We start from the raw sequence: 24,719 nt of genomic DNA on the forward strand, positions 1-24,719 counted from the left end.
ACCCATTGAGAAACTTAGCAATGGTAGGTTTTACCACTTTCATTATCTCAAACAGGGAACCCAAACCATGACGTAATGCGATCGCCTTAATATGGGAAGCCTTGGTTCCGCCTCAATTAAATTAAACCTTGACCGTTCCCAATTTGACAGTGACTTAACAAAGTTACAGCAGCAAGACGCTGGTCAGATCGCATATCGCATCAAGCTAGATACTAAGGATTTCGAGCGACAAATCAAGGGGTTATCCAAACTCGTTTCACCCGTTTTTATCCCCCTTGAAATAGATACAAAAACTTTTGATCAGCAGATTAAAAAGCTGTCAACTAGTATTGACCCCATCAAAATTGACTTAGCACCCAACGTTAAAGATTTCCAAGAAAAGCTGCGGCGGTTGTCAAAGATAACGCCTGTCGCAGTTGACATTAAAGTTGATGAAGCCAAGGTAAAACAGCAGTTTGAGACAATTGGTAAATATGCTGCTGAGGGTTTTACTCAAGGGTTCTCAGGAGTTGAGGGCGCGGGTAAATCGGCTATTGAGTCGATGGTTAAGTCGGTCAATAAACAACTGGGTATTCAATCACCGTCGAAGGTTTTCAGAGAAATTGGTAAGTATGCGATCGCGGGTTTGATGCAGGGCTTGGATTCAGTTGATGAATCTAAATTGAAGGGTGTTGTCAATAAGATTGAGAACTATTTTAAAAAATCTAAAGTCAAGCTTGATTTAAATATTGATGCTAAAAAATCGCCACTGCAACAAAAAACTAAAGTCACCCTAGAAACTGATTCCATTGATGGTGATATTAGCAAAGCCGTCGAGAAAGGTGTTCGTGGTGCATCCAGCAAGAATATATTTGCTGTACTGACTGGAGGATTACTCAAAGCTGCTGTTGGTGTTGGATCGGGCTTACTGGGAGTACTGCTACTGCCCTTGAAGGCGGCTTCAGTTGCGCTTGGCACTATTTTTGCGGGTGCTGGCTTAAAACTGGGAGAAGAACTTAGTTCTGGTATTAGTTCTGGCGTAAAAAGCGCAATTGGAAGTGCTTTATCTGGCAGCATTGGCAGCAGTGCAATTGTCGGAGAAGCAATCGGGGAAGGGATTGTTGAATCCATTGGACTAGCCTTTAAAAAGCTAATGCCAGGCTTGATGCAGGAAGTAGCTGAACAGACAAGGCAGGTATTAGGAGAAGAAAAGGTATTTACTGCTGATGCAGTTCGGCGATCGCGATCGTCTGCATCTGCAAACAAAGATAAGCAAACCGCAACAGAGCAAATACAATCCGATTACCAAAGAGTAACAAGCCAGGGCAAACCCGCACGATTAAAGCAACTAGGAGCCGAAATAGGTGCAGTTCTGCCAAGTATTCAGCAGGATTCTCAGACATTTGCCGCAGATTACGCAGCCGAACAACAACGACTGCAAAAAATAGCTGAGAGATTCAAAGTCAATCTGACTCCTGAGCGATTGATCAAGAGAAGAATTAAAGAATACGAGGAACAGGTCAAAACTTTTGAAAAACTCGCCGCTCAACTTGAGGCTAAAGGGGAAATAGGTAAAGCTGACAAAATTAGAACTGCGCTTGCTGCAATTCCTCGTCCCGACACAGACTCTTCAAAAATATCCAAAGGAGAGTTGCAGTTCCAGGAAGCTAGATATCTTGGGGAAGTCCAAGCCAAATTTGTTAGCAGAGAGCTTAACAAGCAATTTAGCGGCAGACGTGCAGAGTTATCGCAAAGAAAAAAAGCGATCGCTCCTCAGATGCAAGAGTATGAGCAGTTATCTCAAGAATTGGGAGGGATAGGTAGAGCGTCTGAAGTTTTAGGTGTTTCAGCACCAGTAAACAAAACACAAAAAGATAACTTACCTGTTGCTTATCAGAAAATTTTTCAGCAAGTTGCGGCATTATCTGGCGTGGGTGAAATCCCTGCGGGGATGATTCCACAATTAGCTGTTTCTAATAAATTACGCCCTGGTGTATATGGCTCTTACACGCCAGAAAATAATCGAGTCAATGTACCTCCAGAGGTGCATGAACTCATTCAAAAAGGGCAATTAAATCAGCAAATCATTGATACACTTGTTCATGAGTTACGCCATGCTTTGCAATTTGGACTTGGAAAAGTAAACCCGTTGGCAGGCGAAACTTCTGCTGTCCCCTTAGCTACTCCAACTCCACAAGAGGCACGGCAGTTTGGTAAATATATAGAAGGCTCTACTAGTGCCCAGCCGGAGCTTGCAAAGCCTGCTGCTAGAAAATTAGAATCAGATGCCTATGTATTTGCTGCTAGGAACACGCCTCAAATTGCAGCAAAAATTCAGAAAGAAAGTGCTGTTGAACAATTTCAAAAAACCTTTGGTGTGGCTGGAGCTAATGCAGAAAAAATAGTTAAAAATCTGCAAATAGAGTCAATCAAAAAAATCCAGCCAATGCAGGGACTAGTAGAGCAATACGGAGCTACCTTAAAAAATGAAATTGCTCAAGTTTTTGCTCAATTTGAGGATCTGTCAAAATCTTTAGAACCCCTGCTAAACAAAGCTGCCAACATTGAGTCTTTGACTACCGTTGAAGTCGGACAGCTTCAAGCTGAACTTGGTTCTGCTCTTAGTGGCATAGTTTCTCAAATTGAATCAACACCAGAGCAATTAAAGAAACTGGCGATCGCTAAAGTTCGGCAGCAGAGTGCGAAAAACGCAGACTCTACTCAATTGCCATCCGAATCTGAACTGATTTCAAGAGCTACCCAAGCCCAGAAGACAATCACCGCCAACCTCAAGCAATCATTCAAGGGCAAGCCAAGCGATCGCAAAGTCACGAATCAAGAACTAGCTGGCAGTACTCTCACAGATATTGACCAGCAAATACAATTTGTTTCTGAACAGCTAAAACGCACTGATTTATCAGCACAAGTCAGGAAAAAACTTGGGCAATTCAAAGGGACGATTGAGCGCCAATATAGATCCTACTCTCCCGCTTTACGACAAGCGCAAAAGTCCCAGCTTCCAACTACAGTCAAAAACACTGAGTCTGTTAAACAAAGGTCATCTGAATTATTCGCTATTAATGATGTGGCAGATTCAGGCACAGAACTGTTTGCTATGTCTGACAATACCGATAAAGTTTTAGCTGCTCTTAAATCAGCACTTTTATCTGTATCGCCACGTATTGGCAAGCCTAGAGGCAAAAAAGTTCAGACTAAATTAAAAAGTCTTAAAGAGGCAAGAAAAGAATTAGCACTTTTGGAAGCCAAAATTGATGAGGAAGTTCGCAAGGAATTAGAGCAACTTGCAGGGATTGAAAAATCTATTACAGAACCAAGCTTGCCAAGTAATGCAGAGGTAGAAGCGAAAGTAAAGGCAAGAGAACAAGTCGTTAACAGCATACGCAACAATCCCAAACAGTTTTTCAAGCAAAGATCGAAAAGTGCCGTTGTTCAGAAGGCGCGGTATATTACGGAGAATGCTGAAGGTATTGCTAATTTAGTTGGCACTAAGGTAGGGGAATCCCCCAACGTTCAGCAAGCGAAAGCGCTTTTGAACTTGCAAGATGCCTTTGGCAAGGTAGGCAATGCTTCTGCCAAGTTTGGGCAAAATCAATCAGATAAAAACTTCAAGCTTTTAAGTGGGGCAGTCCGCGAATTAGAAGGTAGCCTGCGAAAGCTTGGGTTGCCATTTGAACTCATCAACCATGAAATCGATGTCTACACAAATCATCTCAAAAAGATGCAGTCTGAAGGCAAGATTGATATTGGCGTTGATGTTGCGTCTTTAGCCCCAGAAAAATTTAGTTTTATTGATAACATACTGGCTAAATTTTCCACATTAGAGGTCAAAGGGATCAAGGCGATCGCGGGGCTTGTAAAAGGATTTTTGGCCTTTGGCGCGATCGCTTACGTCCAAAATCTATTTACCGATATCTCAGTTAATGCCTTCAAAGCATTTGTCGAACTTGATCGCCTCAAAACCGCTCTTGATTTTGCATCAGGAGGTAGTGCGGGTGGCGCTCAAAATCTGGCGTTTGTTCGCAAGACTGTTGAGGATTTAAGAGTTCCGCTCAAAGCCTCGGCCGAGGGTTTCACACAGTTAGCCGCAGCATCAAGAAATTCGGCATTGGAAGGGAAAGGGACTCGTGAAATATTCTTGGGAATTTCGCAAGCTAGCACCGTGCTTAGTTTGTCGGCAGAAGATACCCAAGGCACTATCTTGGCTTTAAGCCAGATGATTTCTAAAGGCAAGGTATCATCCGAAGAATTGCGGCAGCAATTAGGAGAAAGATTGCCGGGGGCGATGGGGATTGCCGCTAGGGCGATGGGATTGACAGAGACGGAATTTACCCGCCTTCTGGATACTGGGCAAATCCTCTCTCAAGACTTCCTACCTAAGTTTGCCAAGCAATTGCAAGCAGAATTCGGGGATGCGGCTAAAGACGCTTCGGGTAATGCCCAAAGTGCGATATTTGGGGTACAGAATGCTTTTCTTAGCTTGCAACAGGGCATTGGTGAGGGAGTTTCACCAGCTGCTACAGCAGGGTTAAATGTTTTTGCTGTCATCCTCAAGGGATTGTCGTCTGTCGCTAAAGAACTTGGATTTATTTTGCTTGGGGTGACGGTGACTCTAGGTGTGAAGATGGTTGGTGCATTGCAAGCCGTGATTGCCCAGTTGATTGCTACCAAGTTCGCCACTGGCACATTGGGCGGTGGGATGCAGGCTTTGGGACAGACTATCAATAATTCTTTTTCAGTCAAGTTAACGGCTGGTATATTTGCAGTTCTGGAAGTGATTAACTTGCTCAACCAAGCAGTTAATACTGAATTAGTGCAATCTTTTCAAAAGGCGGCTGATGCGGCTAAACGAGCGGCAGAGGAGTCTAAAAAAGCATTTGAAAAACCCAATCCCGGACAGGATAACCAAGGTACAGAACCCGTAGCGACTAGCGGCGTTGGTAGGGCTATGGACTCAGTGATTGGTTTTCTAAATACGGATTTAGGCCCAATTCCAGGCGGTATCTTGGGCAAGAAAATTAAAACATACGGGCAATACGAAAGAGATAGCACGGTCAATAGCATTGAACAGCAAGGACTTTCTAACAGTGAGTCCTTGGGTGAGGCACGATATCGATTAGCCCAATTCAAAACTGGTACTGGGGATGGTGGAAAATTGCGCGGCATTGATGCCGAACTCAAAGCCGCAGAGGAACAAAGGGCAATTTTACAATCCCAAATTAAACGGGACTTTGTAGATAAAGGTCAAGCTGTCCCTGCTGACTCTAAACGGCAACTTGACTCTCAGAATCTAAAAATAACCGCACTCAATGACCAGCGTAGCGATGCGGCTAAACCCTTAACCCTGGAACTCAACCGCACAACTCAGAAGATTAATTCAATTAAATCGCAGTTAGAGCAACTCGATAATCCTGATAATATTGCGGCTTTGGGTGGGGAAGCAGCAGCTGACAAACAGCGCCAAAACCTCAAAATACAACTTGAACCGCTCAAGCAATTCAAGGCTGAGATGGAGACAGCGCTAGGGTCATTGCGGATTGATCCAGTACTGGCATTTACTCAATCATTGCGGAAACTCAACTTGGCATTAGCTGAGGGGCAAGAAAAGAGCGAACTACGCTTCAACAATGAACGAGTTGCGATCGCCTCCACTCAACTCAAAGGCTTCTCCACCAATAAACTTGCCACTCGCAATGCTGCTTTACAAAATGCTGTCGCCGAACGGGACAAGAATCAAACCAATGTCGGCGACCTAGAAAAAGCTGTACAGGCAACTGATGCGACAGTTAACGCTAGTGGGTTCCAGACTACGTTGCAGCGCTTGGGAGTTGCCCCAGATGCCTCAGTCGCCAAAATTGATGATGTGCTAAAAAACACAACAGATGAAGCTGATAAGGGGATATTAGAAAAGCTCAAGTCTGCCAGAGAGCAGAAAAACAAGCTTTCTGAAGCGCGGGTGGGACTGAGTGAATCACAATTGAAGGTCAAACAAACCACTCAGGATAACTCCCTATTCAGTATTGATGAGTCGGCGGCTAATTCTCGTGCTGCTACTACCAAGACTGAGAATCAAAATATTACTGGCATCAAACGAGCGCTCGAAGCCAAGGTTTTAACTGAAGAAGTCGCTAATGAAAAGATTTCCAGGATTCAATTAGCCAGTACGCGAAGTCAACAAAAAAGCTTAGATGGGCAACTATCCGCACTCCGCACCTATTACGACCAAGGCGCGATATCTGCCGAGGAATTCGCCAAGCGTGAGCGGGACTTGACCACCGAGCAAACCAATCTGGAGAAACAGGAGTCTGAGAATAGACTGGCTGTTCAGTCAGCAGTCTTGGCGCGGCGACTCAAGGAAATTGAATTTTTTAATAAAAAAGCTGAGGCGCTAACAGCTACCCGTGCCACTGATAGCACTCGTAAAGCTAAAGAGAAATTGCTCTCATCTGGTTTAACTGGTCAGGCTCAAGATCAGTTCGCACTTGCTCAAACCAAGATTGACGCTACTACGGCAAGCGATCGCGTCAAGTCAATTCAAGTCCGTATCGCCCAAAATAAACAGCTATACAAGGAAGGGTCTAAGGATGCCAGAGATTTTGTGCTGGAGCAATATGCCCTGAATCAGGAACTTGCCTCGGCTAATTTGGCGGTAGTTGATCAGAAAATTACAGCTGAAGAAAAATACCGCGAGACCGTAGAGCATAACATTCAGCGCATTATGGCGCTTGAGGAAAACCGCTTTAAAAAGCAGACTTCCGAGCTTGATGAATCAAAATCAAAGCTTGACCTTTATAACCAGAGTCTTGAACGAACCAACAGATTAGAGCAATCTCGCCGTAATTTATCTAAAGCTTTGTCTGACGCGGCGATCGCACCTCTGGAGAATAAAAAAGCTGATGGCGATGATGCCCTAGCATTGGTAGAAAAGCTTAAAGATCCTAAGCTCAAACCTCAAGTCAAGGCAGCTATTAAAGCTCAATTGGAACAACTGGGGTTTGCTCCTCGTGGCGGCGTGACTGTCACCCCTGCCACAGTCACCAAGTCTAGCAGTGGCGACACTCCAGAAGATTTAGAATTGCGGATTAAGGAGAAGCAAGCACAGATTGAAAATGAGATTGAGAGTAGAAAACAGAAGGCTCTAGAAATGGAGCAAGAATTCCAACGTAAAACTTTAGAGAACGACCTCAAGCGCCAGAAGATTGCTGCTCAAATTGCTCTGTATGAAGCTCAATCAGCACAATTGTCAGCCCAAAAAGCCAAAAATGAGGCTGAGGGAGCGTTGAAAATTGCGATCGCCAAAAAAGACCCGATCGCCATTGAAACGGCTAAAACCAATCTGGAGATTGCCAATAAACAAATCGGACTCAGCAATGAACGCATCGCCAGCGCACAAGCCAATCTCAACGATCAACCTGAGATTGCTGCCAATGCGATCCAGGAACAAAAAGCAGTCCAAGGCGCGGAAACTTCAAGCTTGCAAGCCACTATCAATAGAAGCGATCGCACCACTGCACTGAATTTGGTAGAGTCCAGCGCCCAAGCAGGTAAGCCGATAAATTTGTCAGAAGCAGAGGCAAAAGCGCGAGTTAATCCAGAATTTGCGCTTCCCCAAAGAATTGATATTAACCAGATGCCCAAACTTGACCTGAAGCCGGGAGAAAACTTGTTTGATGCTTATCAACGGCAGAGGGATGAGATGAAATTGCCGAGCCAAAAAGCAGTCTTACCCAAAACAGGCAAAGCTGATATTCCACCACAGGACAAAACAACGCTAGCCATAAATTCATCCAGTATCCAACCGCGTGAGTCCGGTAGTGGTAATCAGTTCGTAGAGGCACTGAAGATGGCGAACCAGGGAATTGAGCAGCAGCTAGCTACCCTGAACGATCGCATCTTGCAACTCGCCAATACACCAAGAAGCTTGACCGTTCAATCCCCCAATCCTGTAGATGACGCGGCGAAACTGATGAATAATTTTTCAAGAGGTCAGGTTGTGGGGGCGGGAATGTGAAGATTGTAAAATTTTCCAGGGATAAAAAGTCACTCTTTGGTTGCCACAATATACATCTAAGTCCCTGCACGAGCATTACACGCTGTTGTGTTTGCTTTGATTGGTAGCACCAAGTTTAACAATTTTTCTTAAATTCTTTCACAAGATAGCTGAAGTTGTCCCCAAATTTGGGTATCTTGGAATTAAGAAGTGCAATGGGTTTAGCTTCTTAAGGATGGGTTGGCAGCATGGCAGTAATCGACACTTCAATTAGGTTAACTGAATTCTCCTCTATGTCTAAGCAGGAGAAGGGTGAGCGCGTAGATGCCTTGCTTCAAGCTGCGGTTAGCCCAACGTCAGAACAAATAGAAGCTTGGATTAAGCAAGTTAATGATGAGATCCGTTCGTATGAATCTCGGTATAAAATGTCTTCAGATGATATGCGTCAAGCTTTACAAACAGGCGAAGCATCTAATTTTCCTGACATTTGTAGCTGGCTAGCGCTTTTGAAGACTAGAGGTCAAATTGAAAACAAATATAGGTGTTCACGCCCCCAATAATTTTTCTGCTTATGAACAAATTCACGAAACTGTGATCAACCAGTTTCGTGATTCTCATTTTATTAATGACCACACTCTAAAATTTTCTCCTTGGCGACGCTTTGATGATGTTTCGGGTAAAAATGTCCCTCAGATTCGCTTGAATGGTGAAATAGGTTGTCGAGGCAAAACATTAATAAGAGTAGACAAGTTTTTAGATGTTTTAAGCAATTCTGACGACAGCCCTGTGATTCAAACTGTTTCTTACGCTTATAATGCGTCAGTGCAGGGGGTAGGCAATATTTTTCGATATGACAACCTGGATGACTACTTTGTTGTTAACTCTGGACATCCAGACAGCCATCACAAACACAACTTTAACTGGCGTGCTAATCAGCAAAAATGGGATAAACTCACTTGGGTAGGCTATGCAAATTGGCCAACGTTAGGCCAGTTTATAACTGAACTAGAAGAATGGTACTGGGATAACAGAGATGAATTAGCCAATTACGTGGATGACGCAGATGGCTATCCTATACTAGGGCTTGGGTGGGACTAGATCAATGAAAACAACCTGACCATGACGCGATAACTGTTGAAAAATTTTTCAGGTATGGTTATTTTGGTGCTGATCCTGGGAGCTATAAGCAGAGAGCCAAAATTCCTATATCCAATGACTTGCGAGCGCCCGAAAGCTTATCACTTTAATAATTTCATCCCTGCTGCTTTCGAGTCAAAATTAGAGGGGAAGGTGGTGGGACAGGGGTAGTTTTCCACATAAGTTTTACAGGTTTCACGACTAGTACTGTTATCTGTATATTTAGCTTCTTGAGGCTTGGCATCGCTAAGGTTTGCCGCCTGTAAATTTGCTGCAATCAGGTATGCCCCCTTTAGATTGGCTCCATTCAGGCTTGCCGCCTGTAAATTTGCTGCAATCAGGTATGCCCCCTTTAGATTGGCTCCACTCAGGTTTGCTGCCTGTAAATTTGCTCCACCCAGGTCTGCCGCCTGTAAATTTGCTCCACCCAGGTCTGCCGCCTGTAAATTTGCTCCACCCAGGTATACCGCCTGTAAATTTGCTGCAATCAGGTATGCCTCCTTTAGATTGGCTCCACTCAGGTTTGCCCCCTTTAGATTGACTAACGTCAGGTATGCCTCCTTTAGATTGGCTCCACGCAGGCTTGCCCCCTTTAGATTGGCTCCAGTCAAGTTTGCTTGAAAAAGTTGAATCCCGCCTTTTTTCTCAGTATCACGAGAAGGAACCAAGTAAGCATTTGGTGCTTCTAAACCAGATAAACTTTCCCTCTGCCAGTGCAACCAAAACCAAGGGATTCTCATTGGTTCACTGTTGAGGAATTCCAATGCCTGTATTCTCCCACCGCTACCAGGCTGTCCATGCGCCGCACTAATAACCTGCCATGCTTGGTAAACTTGTGCATCACGACGCTGTTGTTCACCAGCAATAAACGTAATTGCACCAATCAGTACTGAAGCGTTTACTGCTTGGCTTAAAGTTTTAAAGGATATGGCATTTTTTATTGAATTTGTAGCAGAGACTTTTAATTGTTGATATCGTTTGTCTATCTTCCATAAAGTAACAAACCACCAATGTTGGTTTAGAAATTTTACTGCATTAGACCAATCATCTTCAGAAGTGCCACTTTCTTTGTTGCGTTCACGAGTTGCCCATATCTCATAAGCCTTAGCCTGAATTAATTCGACTGGAATAGATTGTCGTGGTATCAGCTTCTTTAGCATTTAAGGCATGATTATCGGGTCGATAGTAGAAAAATTAACCATCAAACTGCACTAACGCAATATTTTTACTAGTTCTAATCTACCAATATCTCATCTACACAAGCAATTCCTCACTGAGAAAAGTTTGGCGTGCAACTTCATAAGAGCGATCGCTTTATTCGAGGTGTGCCAAAATTTTTTAGCAAGAGCGTAAGCCCTTACCCAAATCCCTTTTTGACTAACTTCTTCCTTATTGAAAGCGATCGCTCTTGTGTTGGGGATTATGAAAAATTTTTCAGGATGTTTCTTATCTTGGACTCAGAACTGGGGGGCGATCGCTATCAAGCCTAAGCGATCGCCCTCCGGTAATAGGGCACTTCTCTAAGGAGCGTCGTTAAGCTCGACTAAAGTTTTGTCAAGTCTATCGTTGGCTTCCTTGGCAAACCGAATGCATCGCACACTAGCAGCCATTCCTCCAGTGGCGGTGATGCTTCCTTCTGTAACTCTCCCTGTGAGTAAAAGTCCAGCACCAATAAAGCCAATGCAGGCAGACAGTCCAGTAGCGATTAGTGCAAGGTTAAAACTATACCGAGCTTGGCGTAGACGTTCCCTAACTATCTCTTGGTTAAAATTGCGTTCAGAGCTAGAAGATACTGTCAGCTTAGTCATAAAATTATCCATCACTCAACTGCTTAAAGTCTCGCAGTTGAGCGCTTAGAGTTCAGCCAACACTCGGCTTTGTCACAGCATGAATTTGGCATAAGTTTGGCTTTTAGCATAAAATTTGGTATGGCTTATCGCATGAAGTTATGCCGCAAAATTCGCTCCGGGCATGTCCAGCAGGTATCAAAAAAGCAAAAACTGCTCTAACTGGTAAAGGTTGGAGTCAACAACAGTTAGCCAGAGAATTGGAAATAAGCCGCCAACCTGTTGATAATTTCTTTGGTGCTAAACCAATAAGCAATGATATCTTCGTTAAGATTTGCCAGAAGTTAGAACTTGATTGGCAGGAGCTTATTGGCAGAGTTCAAGCAGAGGAACAAGAAGCCAAAACCCTTAACATCAATGCCTTGGTGCAACAGGTACGTGAAAAAGTGAGGGCAGATATCCAAAAGCGATGTGGATGGATACGCGTTCTGGACATGACTCAGCCGCTCAGGCTAAACAACATTTACACCGATGTAAACATTTTGGAAAAAATTACAGGACGCCAAAATTTGGAGTTGTCTCAACTATTAGAAAATTGCAACCCAGCAAATTTTGAGCGCTTTGGGCTGAGTCATGTTCTGGCAAAACGAGTACCAGGCTTGGAAGCTATTGAACAATACTCCAAACTGATGATTTTAGGAAAACCGGGGGCAGGCAAGACAACCTTTTTAAAGCGAATAGCAATGCAATGTAACTCAGAGCGGTTTTTGGCAGATTGTGTCCCTATTTTCATTACTCTTAAAGAGTTTGCTGAAGAACCCAAGCAACCAAGTTTGTTGCATTACATAAATCACCAGCTTGCTCGTCACGATATCTCAGACAAAAAGATAGCTGAAACCCTATTACGTCAAGGTAGAGCAATATTGCTACTGGATGGGCTGGACGAAGTAAGGCAAGCAGATCATGTCCGAGTTTTAAATGAAATTCGCAACTTTTCGACTCAGTACGATGCCAACTCATTTGTGATGACCTGCCGGATTGCAGCAAATGAATATAAGTTTGAACACTTTACTGAAGTTGAGATTGCTGACTTTGACGACCAGCAAATTACTGATTTTGTTACCAGATGGTTTCAGAACAAAGATTCCATAAAAGCCCAAAAGTTAATTCAAAAACTCCAGGAAAATCAGCGGATTAAAGAACTGGCAACCAATCCCTTGCTTCTGACACTACTGTGCTTGCTTTTTGGTGAATCTACAAATTTTCCTTCTAACCGTTCTGAGCTTTATCAAGAAGGAATAGATGTATTGCTAAAAAAATGGGATGGTATGCGTAGCATTGAGCGCGATCAGGTTTACCAAAAACTCTCCCATAAACGTAAAGCAGACCTCCTCAGCCAAATTGCCTTAGAAACTTTCGAGGAAGGAAATTACTTTTTCAAAGAAAGGCTTGTAGAAGGATATATCAGTAATTACATCCAAAATTTACCTGATGCCAAAGCCGATCCACAAGCAATACTATTAGACAGCATAGCAGTGCTGAAATCGATTGAGGCACAGCATGGATTACTAGTAGAACGAGCAAAGAGAATTTATTCATTTTCCCATCTGACATTTCATGAGTTCTTCACTGCTAGATATATCGCTTTCAGTCGCAATCCTCAGCAAGTGTTTCAACAGCTAGTCAGTCATATCACTGACAACCGTTGGCGAGAAGTCTTTTTGTTGACTGTAGGGATTTTGACAGATGCCGATGACCTTCTACTGTTAATGAAACAGCGGATTGATGTATTCCTAACAGGTGATGAAAAATTGCTGCAATTTCTCATTTGGGTTAATGAAAAATCTCGTTCTGTAGAATCTCTTTATAAATCTAGTGCTGTTCGAGCTTTTTATGTTTACCTCAAGCTTGCCCAAGAGTTCAACCTAGAGCGAGACCTCACGTTCTTCCGAAACCTAGACCGAGACCTTGCCTTCGACCTCACTTTTGCTCTCAAACAAACTCACAATTCTGAATTTCAGTGTAAGCTTCAAAAACTTCAAAACCAACTTCCTAACCCAGAGGGAGATTTAGAAACATACGAGCGTTGGTGGCAGAAAAATGGTCAAACTTGGGATCAAAGACTCAGAGCAGTCATGGTTGAACACGGTAACATTTGTCAAAATTGGGAATTCAGCAATTCCCAACAGGAATTGTTGAAGCATTATTACAACGGAAATCTACTACTAATCGATTGCCTCAACAGCGAGTGTTACGTGAGCCGAGAAGTGCGACAGCAGATTGAAGATACATTGCTGTTGCCAGTTAAAACTACCAATCCTGAATAATTTTTCACAAACTTCAAAGTGTCGTCAAGGGGTTTACCTTTTCCTCACCTAAGAGCGATCGCTAGTGATTAAAGCGATCACTATTATTTCATTTGAGCCATTGAAACAGAATCATCAAACACCCACCCGATAAAGGGTGGTTTTTGTTTGGACATTGGTCAAGTTATGGGTGTGGGGTTATGAAAAATTTTTCAGGAATGCTTTCTTATCTTTGGCTCAGAACTGGAGGGCGATCGCCAAAAATTGCTCCTCGTTTTTCTAGATCACGTTTCATATCTTCTGTGAGACCTTTGCTGCTTCCAAATAAAGCATTCATGACAATAGAATCGTCTAGGTTGGCACCGTTGAGTTTGGCACCGCTGAGGTTGGCATCGCTGAGGTTGGCACCGCCGAGGTTGGCACCCCTCAGGATGGCACTACTCAGATTGGCACGAATCAGATTGGCACTACTCAGATTGGCACTACTCAGATTGGCACGAATCAGATTGGCACTACTCAGATTGGCACGAATCAGGTTGGCAAAGCTCAGGTTGGCAAAGCTCAGGTTGGCAAAGCTCAAGTCTCTCCCATTCAGGTCTCTACCTTTCAGGTCTCTCCCATTCAGGTCTTTACCACTAAGGTTGGCACTGATCAGGTCGCCACCAATTAGGATGGGCTGGTGTTTACTACGTGGTTCAGCATCGTCAACTAAATTATTCCGAGAAAGCGGGTTTTGGCTTTCAGATTCTCTGTGAGAGATTGTAAGTCGGTCTTTTTCACTCCAAGCAACAAATATAATGCCTAAACAAACGCTAAACCCGACGACAAGTGCTGATGGATTGCCTCCAGTTAGCAGCAACATGAGTAGAAAACCAACACCAACCAGAGCCGTTTGTTTAACTAGCGAACTCAGTCCGGCTTTGGCATCATCAAAATTGATATTTCTACGGTTTTGCAGAGTCATGTTTACTTTGTGCCGTTTCTCAAATCATTCAAATCTGCCCAGAATCGACCAATTATTCGACCCGCAATCACGATCCACAACAAAAAGTCTGATGTCACTATGATAAAACAGGCATAACGTGAAGCACCTAAAGCATTTTCTTGAAGGCAAACACCAAAATCAGAAAAGCTTTTGCCCAAAATCAATTGTCCAAGTAAATCTGGAATTTTTAAAAGAATATAAAGGGCGATCGCATCCTGAATAGAGAGATAAACAATTTTCCAGTAATCCCCCATCAAGCTTTGACCTAGCAAATCCACAGGCTCCCAGATGCCAAGAAGAAGTTCTTCTGTGTGTTGACCTGCTTTTGTTTGCTTCGGTGGTTTTTGAGGAGGAGTCTGAGGGCTTTGTGATTGAGTCATCCAGAGATAGCATGAGTGCAGATGCGCTCAAATTCTATCACTTTTCTTTCTTAAGGAATGCTCCTGATTTGTAAAACTATAAGCGGTTAAAGTATGGAAAAATTGCATTGAACTCACCTCAAGAATCTTGTCAAGATAAGTGATTGCCTCATCTTTTTCATCCAGCCAAATCACTGCTAGCAACACACCATTAATTGTCCCTGTAGCCCGATAAGCTTTAAAAGGTAGAGTGAGCGCTACTTTCTCTTTATCAGAAAACCTATCGTCAATATTTGCTTTTTCATACTGCACAGTATGGTGGTGCGTGAAGCTATCCTCAAGCCATTGAAAAAGTTCAGTTCCAGCCATAAAGGTAAATAGGAAATCTGATTTAGCCTCTAAACCTTAAATCTTAACGTGCGCCAGCTAACCCTCTCCATCAGCAGCATCTCTGTCACCCTCAAGCGATTTATCAATTACGATCGCATTCTCGCCGACACCGGACAAACTGAATACAGCATTGTCGGCACGCCCTTGGATTCTGGCCCGGTTTACGAGCCGAAGCATATTTGGACAATCAGCGCGATGGTGACTTACGAGCAGTGGTATGCGATTGGGGGGATATTTGGGGAATGCGATCGCCTCCGCCGCACTCAAGGCAATTACAGAATCATTGTTGATGATAGTATTCAAGATTTTATTGAGCAGCAGTATCGCTCAAGGGCAATAGTCCCTGGAGGGGAGCAAACCTCTTTCACTGGTGGCGTAGCTTATCCAGCGCGATTTTATGCTCGGATGCTTGAGCCGAAAAGTCAGTGGCAGAAGAATCAGTTATATCCTTATGTAGCAAGCTTTGTACTGAGAGAGTTGGATAAGGCTTGACTTATGTTGTTTTATCGATGGGTGCTTGCTTTTCGTCGCAGTTTGCTAAATGGAGGTTACATTGTCTACCATCGCCAACACTGGCTGCCTTTTTTTGAATCTGAAGAGATTTTAACCCAAGTCATTGTTTCAGTTAAATGGACAGTAGAAGATAGGGAGGCTTATAGCAATTGGAGCAAGCCGCTTGATAAGTATGCTCGCAAGCATTTATTACCAACTATCAACTCTAGTTGCTCTGTAACTGTGTCTTACAGGGAGATAACTTCCCCGCCAAAGGAATCATGAGCGTGTTCCACTGCGTTAGCGCAGCTCGTCGTAGACATCGCTCATAATGACAAACTTACCAACATCTGGCATAGACCTAATTAAAGAGTTCGAGGGCTGCAACCTCCACGCTTACCCCGATCCGCGCACCGGAGGCAAACCCATAACTATCGGCTGGGGCGCTACTAAAAAGCTTGATGGCAGTGATTGGCACTTGGGAGAAAGCATTACCCAAGCCCAAGCTGATGAGATGCTAATTACTCAATTAGAGAAAGATTACCTACCTCCCCTACAGAAAATCCCCTCTTGGAATGACCTGACGACAAACCAGAAAGGGGCGATCTTGAGTTTTGGTTACAATTTGGGTGCTAATTTTTACCTTGCATCAGGCTTTAGCAGCATCAGTAGACTGCTGAAAAATTCTGACCAATGGAGCGATGCCAAGGAAGTAACAAGGATTTTCTCTCTGTACTGCAATCCAGGCAGTAACGTGGAAGCGGGTTTACGCCGCAGACGGGTTGCAGAGGCTCATCTTTGGCTCACGCAGTAGCAGTAGCAGGAGTTGAGATTGATTCAAGCTGAGATGCAAGCTGTTCTAAAGAAGCCAGTTTAGTTGCTGTGTTAGCTTTCTCGATTTCGTCTTCGTTTAATGAAGCAGTAGTTGCGTCAAGCCTTGTTTGCAGGTCTGTGCTTGCTGCTGTAGCGGCATCCAGCTTCGCTTGTAGGTCTGTGTTTTCAGTCTTCAACTGCGCGTTTTCAGCCTTTAGCTGTGCGTTCTCTTGGGTGGATGCGATCGCGTTTTGAAAAATACCAACCAATCTATCTAAAAAGTCTGGAGTTGCCATAATGAATGCACCTATATCATTAACCGCTCAAATATAACAACGTAACTATTTGGGCGTCATAGTGGTGACTTAGTAATTTAATATACTGGTGAATCCGTAACTCAAGAATAGGAATCATGGGCTTGAAGATATCGCCTTGCGCCGCCCATGTCCGCCAACCAATCAGCCAGAAATGTCCGTTTACTTATAGGAGGCACGGATTACACTCCCTGCCTTATCTCCTTCCAGGGCAGTGATAGCCACTTGGATCAATCTGGGCTGATTACTTTCACTGGGCAGATTGTGCTGGGGAAGGCTCTAGGATTTACTCAATCCCTAGACGATCGCAAAAGTCCCGGCGCTTTTTGCCGTGGAAAACCTGTAACTCTGGATATTGCTGATACCAATGGAAGTCTGACACGCCACCCACGGGGGACACTGCGGCTACTTACCCCTAAATATGATGTAGAAAAGCAGCAGCTAACCTTAGAAGTTGGTGATTTAATCACACTTCTTAATTTCAAAGAACCCACAGACCCAGACAAGGCAGACAACAAGCCTAGTGGCTCTCAAATTGCAGGAGATGTAATAACCAAGCTATTAAGTGAAGCTGGAATCACTGCATTCACTGGAAATTTACCAAGTACGCTCTACAATTACCCTTTAAATCTTTCAGGTTCCTATTTACAATCTGTTGGGAAATTGCTGTACGCCAGTAATCGAGTTGGGTGGATTGATAATCAAGAGCGCTTCAGAATCTCTGTGGTTAATGTCGAATCAACTCAATCTCTAGTTTCCTTGATAGTTGGCGAGAATGAGCTTTGGTATCGCCGATTGGGTGGGGCGGAATCACCTTGCGAGAAAGTGAAAGCTGTAGGTACGCAGATGGTGACGCGGGAGATTGAGCTTGATAGTGAAACTGTCACCGAGCAATACGGCTCCCCGGCGATTCTTGACCCTACATATACTGGGTTGATAGTGATTAACAGAGTCACGGAAATCCAAAAATGGGAGGAATTTGAGGGCAAATTTACCATCATTTCAAACACCGAGAAACCTTGGGGATTAATCATTCCAAGAGTTTTTTGGGATAAATTTGCGACTCCTCCAAACTTACCCCCAGAATTATTTAGATTATTTTTAGGCGAATCACGAATTGAAGAATCAAGCTTTGAAGAAGTTGAAGCTGGCGGAAAATTAATTCAGAAAATTACTATTTTTAATACAGATAAATCCCAATATTTGGCAGAAATTCAAGAAGCTAGACCCGATTTTATTGTGGGTAATTTCGTAGGGTTGGTAAATACGAAGCAAGTCACCGAAACCTATACCTATAGCTCTAAAGAAGTAGTTTTGAATAAAGTAACTGAGACTAAAGAGCTTGCGGTAATTCTGTTGAATGGGAGTAACGAAAACTGGGATGATTGGCAGACAATTCCAGAGTATTTTGTGACTTCTGAGTATAAGTATGAAGAATGGAAACAAGTTGATAAATACACCTGGGAGTACCAAACTTATCGGCTTTTACCCACGGTGAAGGCTGAGGGCGGCACAGCGATTGAATATCCTGATGATGTGAACCAGAGGGCGAAACAAAAATTAGGTTTAACGTGGGATTCTAGTGAGAAACGCCGCTCTAATTCAGGGCAAGAAACGCCACCCGCGGCCGAGCGCCGCCCAACTACGGGACGCATCGAGGAAAATCCTGTTACCTACACCGCACTATTCCAAGATCCATGTAGCGGCAATTTCAAACAACGCGAGCGCACCTATAATGTGGAATTTTTGGCAGGGATTACAGTACCTCATGAAAAATTTTTCATAAGCAGTGACAGCAGCGCTAATAAACAGCTTGAGGCGATCGCCAAGCGTGAAGGCAAATTACTCAGAGCCAGGTGGCAGGGGCAAGAAATGGCGGGGGCAATCCCCAATAGCTTACTGGGTGCGTATCAGCCGCTATTTGGGGTAAATGTAGTTGAGTTTGACGGCACAGCCCAGAATTATTTAGCTGATGGGGTATCGTGGGTTGTCACGGCACAGAAGGCATTGTGGAGTTGTGATGGCTTATGGGTAGGGCAGTCGGTATCAGCAATTCCAGTTGTTGGGGCGATTGTAATTAGTGAAAGTACGCTGACTATTAATGGTGCGATCGTCCCTGGTGCGGTTATCACGCCGGAAGGTAACGCTGTAGTAGGTGATGTGACGATTACACCAGATGGAAACGTCATAATCAACGGCGTAACCCTGCCGGCTGACGGCAGTGTAGTAATTCCAGGGACTACTACACTCCCCTATACAGAAATTGAAACGATATCTGGAGGACTGGCATTAGGGGGAGAATGCATTTCCTATCCATACCTATTGACCACTACTACAGCAGTGATTCAAGGGGGATTAGGTATAGGGGGAAGCTGTACGGGCGGCTTCTTGCTGCTTGGAGGAATGGGGCTTGGAGGCGATTGCACAGGAGCTTATGCCTCGCTTTATTGGGAAGATTTTAGCTGGGATGGCGTGGATGAAAGCGCTTGGAATGCCTTGCAATCATCTCCCACCTGGGAATCAGGGACTTGGGACGAGGCGGATTGGGACAGGCTTTTGTAGTGCTGAGTGCTGAGTGGGGAGTAGGGAATAATTCTCCCCCAGTCCTCATTACCCTGCTCCCTGCTCCCCACTCCCCCATTCCCCAACCTCTAATCTAAAATCCAAAATCCCCAGTCCCAATACCCAATGACTAATGACTAATGACCAATCCCTAATCCCCAATCCCCATTTATGCCAACGCTAATTTTCACCAATGCCTGGGTAAGCCAAAGCGCCAAAATCCTTTTCCGTGGCTCTACTCCTCCTGATACTGCTAAATTCCGATTGGCGCTAGCGAACACTGCGTCTCTGGGGCGGACAAACTCACTGGCTGATTTCATCTCTAATGAACTGCTACCCACAAACGGCTATGCCAGAGCGATCGCCAATTTTGGCTCGGATGGCAGTTACGACACCACAGATCAACGCCACGAATTACCCACCATTAGCGCCAGTTTTAGCGCTTCAGGCGGTTCTCTTCAGTTCCAAACTGCGTTTCTAATTGCCGATTCATTGGCAGTTTCATCAAAATCTTTCACCAACAGTAATGTCAACGCCACCACCGATCGCATTAGCATCACCGCTCATGGGTTTATCAACGGCGATAAGTTGGTTTTCACAGCTGACGCTCTAGCCACACTTCCCGGCGGGATTACCGCAGGCACTATTTACCAAGTCGCCAGCGCGACTACCGACGACTTTCAATTGCAACCCAATGGCGGCGGCTCAACAGTTAATATCACAGATACCGGATCTGGGACATTCCGCGCTAGGAGCGCCAACGGCATCATCGTTGCTTATGCCGTGGAATCTTCCCCAATCACCGTACCGGATGGACAAGGTTACAGCTATCAAATTCCCCTCGTGGTATTGAATAGCGGCTATGTCACAGGAAGCTAGTGAGATTTTAAAAGGGCGATCGCTTGTCAACCGCCATTTATTTCAGAAGAAAACCACTGATACAGCAGAGGCGATATCAGAGCAATCTTCACCCACTATTTACACCAACTTTGATGCCGAACTGGGCTTGGGGAGACTGCGAGATAGTAATGGAAATATCTCTTATGGCAACGCTCAAACCAATGGGGCGATCGCATTAGGCGAAAATATCAGATTGAGGAGGGGTGGCGTACTCAACAAGTATGATGCGATGCCTTCAAGAAAATTACAGCCAATCACTAACATTACAAGCAACGAAACCTTTTCCTTCGTTGCTTTATTAAGCACGGGATATTTAAATAATAATATTGCGCTAACCGCAACTAAATCGCAAAAAATTAAGGTCGGAATAGAGCCAAGAACTATATATATAGACTATGCAGGAGGTGGCTTAGGCGGCGATACCCTAACCATCAGCTACGATGGAGGATCACTAACTACCGAACCTACAGCAGAAGGGGGCATTGGGTACAGTCTAGAACTTCAATACCAGCCAAGCGAAAATGCAGATGGCTATCTTTATTTAAGGTTGAATCCAGCCTATCCTAATTCTGGAATGGGTGGATCGGTAAGATTTAATCCCATTTTCTATGTTTGTGATGGGAAGAAAATCAAAAAGTTAAATTACGATACTGCTTATGCCGAATATGGAATACCCGCTTTACCCTCTGTCGTAGGCAACAAAATTTATATTAGTTTCAAAGAAAATCTTCCTGTCTCTACTGAGCATTTTAGAAAGATCACAATATTTGAATTCAATAGGCGATCGCTTGAACTTGAAGATGCTCAAGTTTTTGATTATACAGATGAAGATTTTATCTCGCTCCCAGACAACCAAGACTGGCGCAAAAGCTTTACCCATTCTTTTCTTGCACACCCACCACTCGATTCTGTTGGGTGCGTAAACAGCTACAGGGAGTCACCTGTCGTGCATCTTGATAAAGACAAAAAAATTATCAATACTGCTTATTTTTCAGGAAATCTTGTTACCAAAAAAAGAATAACTTTTCAAACTAGCAAGTTCATCCCATCGACCGATCGCTGTACAACAAAATTCAAATCGAAAAATATCACCCTTGGTACAACACCAGAAATATCAACCAAATCAGAATATTGCACAATCATAGGATTATGTGTTTATTAGTATGGATGAACTATCAATATTGCGATCGCTTGCAAACACTAATCGAAGCATCTATCACTCCAAATTAGTGCAAGCCCAAAAAGCAGTAGATCGCATCCTCGAAAACAGTGTAAAAATTCTCAATTACGATGCGGACACAGGAAATTACAGAGCGCAAAATACCGCAGGACAAATATTTTCAGCACGCGCAATTTCTAATGGTGTGTTTGCAATTGGCGACCAAGTAAGCCTCGTAGCGCCAGTGGGAGGAATACCAATCATTGATGCTATGCCGAGATAAAAGTGACTATTCAAACTGGATATGCGATCGCCGATATCGCCACATTAAAAGCCTTAACCAGTAGCCAGCGAACTGATGGTTACTCACGCCAAGTAAAAAGCGATGCCAATGGCTTGCCTAGCTGGTACACGTTCATTAGTGCCAGCAGCGCTACTGGTGATGATGATTTGGTATTGCTGCCCAACGACAGCCCTAGTACTGGACGATGGCTTAAAAGTGGGGGCGCTGGGGGCGGCGCAAGCTTCGGAGGGCAAATCATTTGCACTTCTGGTTGTACTACAGCAGCAGGTGGGAGTGGCAAGGCGTTTCAATTTTACGCACCGCAAACTAATCTAGGGCTGATAATTCAGCCTAGTTTTGGTATCAGTATTCAGTCGGGTAGTAATGCGATCGCCATCTACAGATGGTCGGCGGAACCCAATACTGGAATGTCTGGGAAAGAAGCTACCCCAATTGCTCAATTACCCAATACTGGGGGCAAATTCAATCTCACAATTAATTCTACCTATAAATGGGTTTCAATATTTGCGAAAAATCCAGCTAATAGCAATTATTTAGATGGGGTTTGTTTTGTAGTTACTGGCAACGTAATTACTTTATTAGGGTATTCGTAATGATTAATAGATTAGCTTGTAAAATATTTGCAAAAATTTTTATAAAATTGCCTCACAATTTAATGCTTGATATTCTCAAGCGATTGGAGATTGGGGTTTATTTATTCTGTCGTCGCCAGTCAGCTTTATATCCCGGATTAAAGGATTTATTGGAAAGTCTTGCAGTAAGCGAATACAACCACGCTCAAGCTTTTGCAACCCTTGGTAACTCAAAGATTCATTTGCCAGCACAGCATTTAATGAATAAAGAAGAGTCCTTGGGCTGGAATCGTTTAACCTGGGGTGATGGTGATTGGGGAGAGCCTGTAGATGGTATCAGTACTCGGTTTTTGAGTTCTAGGTTATTTTTTAAAGGGCTAACAGCATCCTCTTATGACTTGCCCAATAAACTTGCATTTATGCACGTTTTAGAAGAATTGCAAACTATATTTTATGGAGAATTAATTAAGGTTTGCTCAAGCGATATTAGGAAGATTTTAAATAAAATCATGCTTGATGAGAAGGAGCATTCTGATAGTTTATTGGGGGCATTACAAGCTATTAATCCTGAGTGGTACGGGTTAATTGAGTCTTGGCGATCGCGTCTAAGAATTGCGTTACTTCTCTTGCCAGTTGATTTGTTTTTATATTTTGTTAACCATGTTTTGCGAGTAGCTCTTTGGGTGTGCCTTGGTTAAGTCATTAGTCATTGATCATTGGTCATTAGCTATTCTCCCCCTACTCCCCTTTATCTATACGGGAAATCTGAAAGCGTTCGTATAAGCGTGATGCTTAACTATGGCTACTGAATTAGATTTACCACTTCCATCTCCCGAAACCAAACAGTATTCTGACGAGGAAATTACTAAAATCCTCAACACAGCCCAAGCCACTCGTAAAGAGCGAGACGCAGCGGCTCAAAGGGCTAAAGAATTAGAAACGAAAGTTGCGGAACTTTCCACAAACTTAGAAAAAATTAAGGGTATCGACCCTAATAAATATCAAGAATTAGAAAAACTAGCCCAGACTTACGAAGAACGCAAGCTCGAAGAACAGCGCAATTTCTCAGAACTTAAAGATATCTGGGGCAAGGAAAAAACAACACTTGTCCAGCAGGTTCAGCAGTTACAAGAGAATCTGAAGCAAACCCAGATTGTTAATGCTTTAGAGAAAAGCTTTTATGCGACTGGCGGCAAAAGTGGCAGAGACGATGATGGCTACACGTACTTTGACTTGATACGCGATCGCGCCGCAAATTATATCGTCCTTGATGAACAGGGAAAAATCACCATCATTGACCCACGCGATAAAACGCCACTCAGGGATACCAAGGGCGCGAATTTCACAGTTGATGATTTGATGCTGAAGCTTCGTTCCGGTGGCCCCACGGCTTCACTGTTTGATCCAATTGGCAATGGTGCAGGAAGCGGGATGACTCGAAGCCAGCACGGGACACAAAATCCTGCAATGCTGCGAGAACAAATCATGGCATTGCCTCGCAGTGAACGCATAGCAAAGGCTAGGGAACTAGGAGTTAAGTAGACAGAAATATCCAAACTGAGTGACTCAGTTTTTGCGAGACAGCTTTAGGCGTGATGCCAAGGCGGACATAGACACCATTAATTTAGGCATCACGCATCATGGCAATGACTCTTTTGGAGGCAGCAAAACTTGCTCCCTCCATCCAAACTGCAACAATTATTGAAGAATATGCCGCATCCTCTGATATCCTTCGCGCCATTCCTTTTGAAGATGTAGCGGGAACGGGTAAACACTACAACCGCGAAGATAAGCTTCCTGGTGTAGGTTTCCGGGGCATCAACGAAGGCTACAAAGAATCAGTCGGCGTACTAAATCCCCAGTCTGAGGCGCTCAAAATCTTTGGCGGCGACTTGGATGTAGATCGCGCCATCATTGACATGCAAGGCGATCAAGTGCGCTCTGTGCATGAAATGCAGAAGGTGAAAGCCCTTGCACTATCCTGGACTTACAACTTCATCAAAGGGGATTCAACTATTGATTCGCGTGGATTTGATGGGTTACAAGTGCGTTTAACTGGTACGCAATTAATCTCCAATAATGATGCTGGCGGCCCGCTTTCTTTAGAAAAACTTGACCAACTTATCGACCAAGTAGACACGCCCACCCACTTAATCATGGGCAAATCTGCACGCCGAAAGCTAAATCAAGCAATCAGAAATCGCACAATTTCAGGTGACATTGATTTTAGCCAAGATGAATTTGGTAATCGCGTAATGCATTACAACGGACTACCAATCTTGATCGCCGATTACGACAACAACGGTGGAATCATCTTGGATTTTACCGAAACAAGTCCCGATGGCACTTCTAGCACTCAATGCCAAAGCATTTATTGCGTTTGTTTCAAGGAAATGATGCTCAATGGCATTCAAGGTGCGGTTGATGGTGTGTATGGCGTCTCCACCCGCGATCTAGGTGAACTGGAAACCAAGCCGGTATTCAGAACACGGGTGGATTGGTACACAGCGATCGCCTGTTACCACGGTCGCGCAGCTGCTCGGTTGTATGGGATTACCAACGCTGCGCCCATCTCTTAGTTGTTGAAAAATTTTTCATCAATGGATTGACTCTAGTCCGATCCAAAATCCAAAATCCAAAATCCAAAATCCA

General features: G+C 43.9%; 22 protein-coding genes. 16 read left to right on the forward strand and 6 right to left on the reverse strand.

All coding sequences use genetic code 11. The features are described from left to right. Positions 1–91: 91 nt before the first annotated feature. From FD723_RS18735 to FD723_RS18745, 3 genes are all read left to right on the forward strand, one after another. Positions 92–8,008, forward strand: a complete 7,917-nt coding sequence (locus tag FD723_RS18735; RefSeq protein WP_179066674.1) for a tape measure protein — start codon at positions 92–94, stop codon at positions 8,006–8,008. A 272-nt stretch (positions 8,009–8,280) separates the two neighbouring features. Then, positions 8,281–8,547 carry a hypothetical protein gene (locus tag FD723_RS18740; RefSeq protein WP_179066675.1) on the forward strand — a complete coding sequence of 89 codons (267 nt, stop codon included), beginning with the start codon at positions 8,281–8,283 and terminating at the stop codon, positions 8,545–8,547. Next, positions 8,513–9,085, forward strand: coding sequence for a DUF6516 family protein (locus FD723_RS18745; RefSeq protein WP_179066676.1), 573 nt, complete (start codon positions 8,513–8,515; stop codon positions 9,083–9,085). Before FD723_RS18740 ends, FD723_RS18745 begins: the two co-directional genes overlap by 35 nt. Before the next feature lie 140 nt (positions 9,086–9,225). Here the strand turns inward: FD723_RS18745 and FD723_RS18750 are convergent, their stop codons facing one another. Further along, a complete protein-coding gene (locus FD723_RS18750; protein ID WP_179066677.1) occupies positions 9,226–10,284 on the reverse strand; it encodes a pentapeptide repeat-containing protein in 1,059 nt (352 codons plus the stop codon). 129 nt (positions 10,285–10,413) lie between these two features. Here FD723_RS18750 and FD723_RS18755 point away from each other — a divergent pair, with 129 nt between their 5' ends. Further along, complete coding sequence (locus FD723_RS18755) at positions 10,414–10,614, forward strand: hypothetical protein (protein WP_179066678.1); 201 nt, start codon at positions 10,414–10,416, stop codon at positions 10,612–10,614. Positions 10,615–10,644: 30 nt separating this feature from the next. Here FD723_RS18755 and FD723_RS18760 read toward each other — a convergent pair whose 3' ends face one another. Beyond that, a complete protein-coding gene (locus tag FD723_RS18760) occupies positions 10,645–10,932 on the reverse strand; it encodes a hypothetical protein (protein ID WP_179066679.1) in 288 nt (95 codons plus the stop codon). A gap of 140 nt (positions 10,933–11,072) precedes the next feature. Here FD723_RS18760 and FD723_RS18765 point away from each other — a divergent pair, with 140 nt between their 5' ends. Continuing rightward, entirely contained in the window at positions 11,073–13,238 is a 2,166-nt protein-coding gene (locus FD723_RS18765; RefSeq protein WP_179066680.1) for an NACHT domain-containing NTPase, read from the forward strand. Positions 13,239–13,443: 205 nt separating this feature from the next. On the opposite strand, the gene FD723_RS18770 is transcribed toward FD723_RS18765, so the two are convergent. Genes FD723_RS18770 through FD723_RS18780 form a run of 3 tightly spaced genes read right to left on the reverse strand, consistent with a single transcriptional unit; the run spans position 13,444 to position 14,930 of the window. Next, positions 13,444–14,181 carry a pentapeptide repeat-containing protein gene (locus FD723_RS18770; protein ID WP_179066681.1) on the reverse strand — a complete coding sequence of 246 codons (738 nt, stop codon included), beginning with the start codon at positions 14,179–14,181 and terminating at the stop codon, positions 13,444–13,446. A gap of 2 nt (positions 14,182–14,183) precedes the next feature. Continuing rightward, a complete protein-coding gene (locus FD723_RS18775) occupies positions 14,184–14,582 on the reverse strand; it encodes a hypothetical protein (protein ID WP_179066682.1) in 399 nt (132 codons plus the stop codon). Between the two features lie 27 nt (positions 14,583–14,609). After that, a complete protein-coding gene (locus FD723_RS18780; protein ID WP_179066683.1) occupies positions 14,610–14,930 on the reverse strand; it encodes a hypothetical protein in 321 nt (106 codons plus the stop codon). 48 nt (positions 14,931–14,978) lie between these two features. On the opposite strand from FD723_RS18780, the gene FD723_RS18785 reads away from it, so the two are divergent. Genes FD723_RS18785 through FD723_RS18795 form a run of 3 tightly spaced genes read left to right on the forward strand, consistent with a single transcriptional unit; the run spans position 14,979 to position 16,257 of the window. After that, entirely contained in the window at positions 14,979–15,443 is a 465-nt protein-coding gene (locus FD723_RS18785; RefSeq protein WP_179066684.1) for a hypothetical protein, read from the forward strand. A gap of 3 nt (positions 15,444–15,446) precedes the next feature. Beyond that, positions 15,447–15,728: a hypothetical protein gene (locus FD723_RS18790; RefSeq protein WP_179066685.1), complete on the forward strand. Its 282-nt coding sequence runs from the start codon at positions 15,447–15,449 to the stop codon at positions 15,726–15,728. Positions 15,729–15,774: 46 nt separating this feature from the next. Next, positions 15,775–16,257, forward strand: coding sequence for a lysozyme (locus tag FD723_RS18795; RefSeq protein ID WP_179066686.1), 483 nt, complete (start codon positions 15,775–15,777; stop codon positions 16,255–16,257). On the opposite strand, the gene FD723_RS18800 is transcribed toward FD723_RS18795, so the two are convergent. Continuing rightward, entirely contained in the window at positions 16,247–16,552 is a 306-nt protein-coding gene (locus FD723_RS18800) for a hypothetical protein (RefSeq protein WP_179066687.1), read from the reverse strand. The two genes, FD723_RS18795 and FD723_RS18800, sit on opposite strands and share 11 nt — an antisense overlap. Positions 16,553–16,699: 147 nt before the next feature. Here FD723_RS18800 and FD723_RS18805 point away from each other — a divergent pair, with 147 nt between their 5' ends. The 8 genes from FD723_RS18805 (at position 16,700) to FD723_RS18840 (ending at position 24,646) form a co-directional block, all read left to right on the forward strand. Then, on the forward strand, positions 16,700–19,132 hold the full coding sequence (locus FD723_RS18805) for a hypothetical protein (protein ID WP_179066688.1): 2,433 nt from the start codon (positions 16,700–16,702) through the stop codon (positions 19,130–19,132). A 171-nt stretch (positions 19,133–19,303) separates the two neighbouring features. Next, complete coding sequence (locus tag FD723_RS18810; protein ID WP_179066689.1) at positions 19,304–20,011, forward strand: hypothetical protein; 708 nt, start codon at positions 19,304–19,306, stop codon at positions 20,009–20,011. Further along, positions 19,995–21,194: a hypothetical protein gene (locus FD723_RS18815; RefSeq protein WP_179066690.1), complete on the forward strand. Its 1,200-nt coding sequence runs from the start codon at positions 19,995–19,997 to the stop codon at positions 21,192–21,194. Before FD723_RS18810 ends, FD723_RS18815 begins: the two co-directional genes overlap by 17 nt. A 1-nt stretch (position 21,195) precedes the next feature. Then, positions 21,196–21,474 carry a hypothetical protein gene (locus FD723_RS18820; protein WP_179066691.1) on the forward strand — a complete coding sequence of 93 codons (279 nt, stop codon included), beginning with the start codon at positions 21,196–21,198 and terminating at the stop codon, positions 21,472–21,474. A gap of 2 nt (positions 21,475–21,476) precedes the next feature. Then, positions 21,477–22,088 carry a hypothetical protein gene (locus FD723_RS18825; protein WP_179066692.1) on the forward strand — a complete coding sequence of 204 codons (612 nt, stop codon included), beginning with the start codon at positions 21,477–21,479 and terminating at the stop codon, positions 22,086–22,088. Continuing rightward, a complete protein-coding gene (locus FD723_RS18830) occupies positions 22,088–22,765 on the forward strand; it encodes a hypothetical protein (RefSeq protein ID WP_218651744.1) in 678 nt (225 codons plus the stop codon). Before FD723_RS18825 ends, FD723_RS18830 begins: the two co-directional genes overlap by 1 nt. A gap of 100 nt (positions 22,766–22,865) precedes the next feature. Then, entirely contained in the window at positions 22,866–23,609 is a 744-nt protein-coding gene (locus tag FD723_RS18835; protein ID WP_179066694.1) for a hypothetical protein, read from the forward strand. Positions 23,610–23,707: 98 nt separating this feature from the next. Next, positions 23,708–24,646, forward strand: a complete 939-nt coding sequence (locus tag FD723_RS18840; protein ID WP_179066695.1) for a major capsid protein — start codon at positions 23,708–23,710, stop codon at positions 24,644–24,646. Positions 24,647–24,719 lie beyond the last annotated feature (73 nt).

It is taken from the genome of Nostoc sp. C052 (assembly GCF_013393905.1).
Lineage (GTDB): Bacteria > Cyanobacteriota > Cyanobacteriia > Cyanobacteriales > Nostocaceae > Nostoc.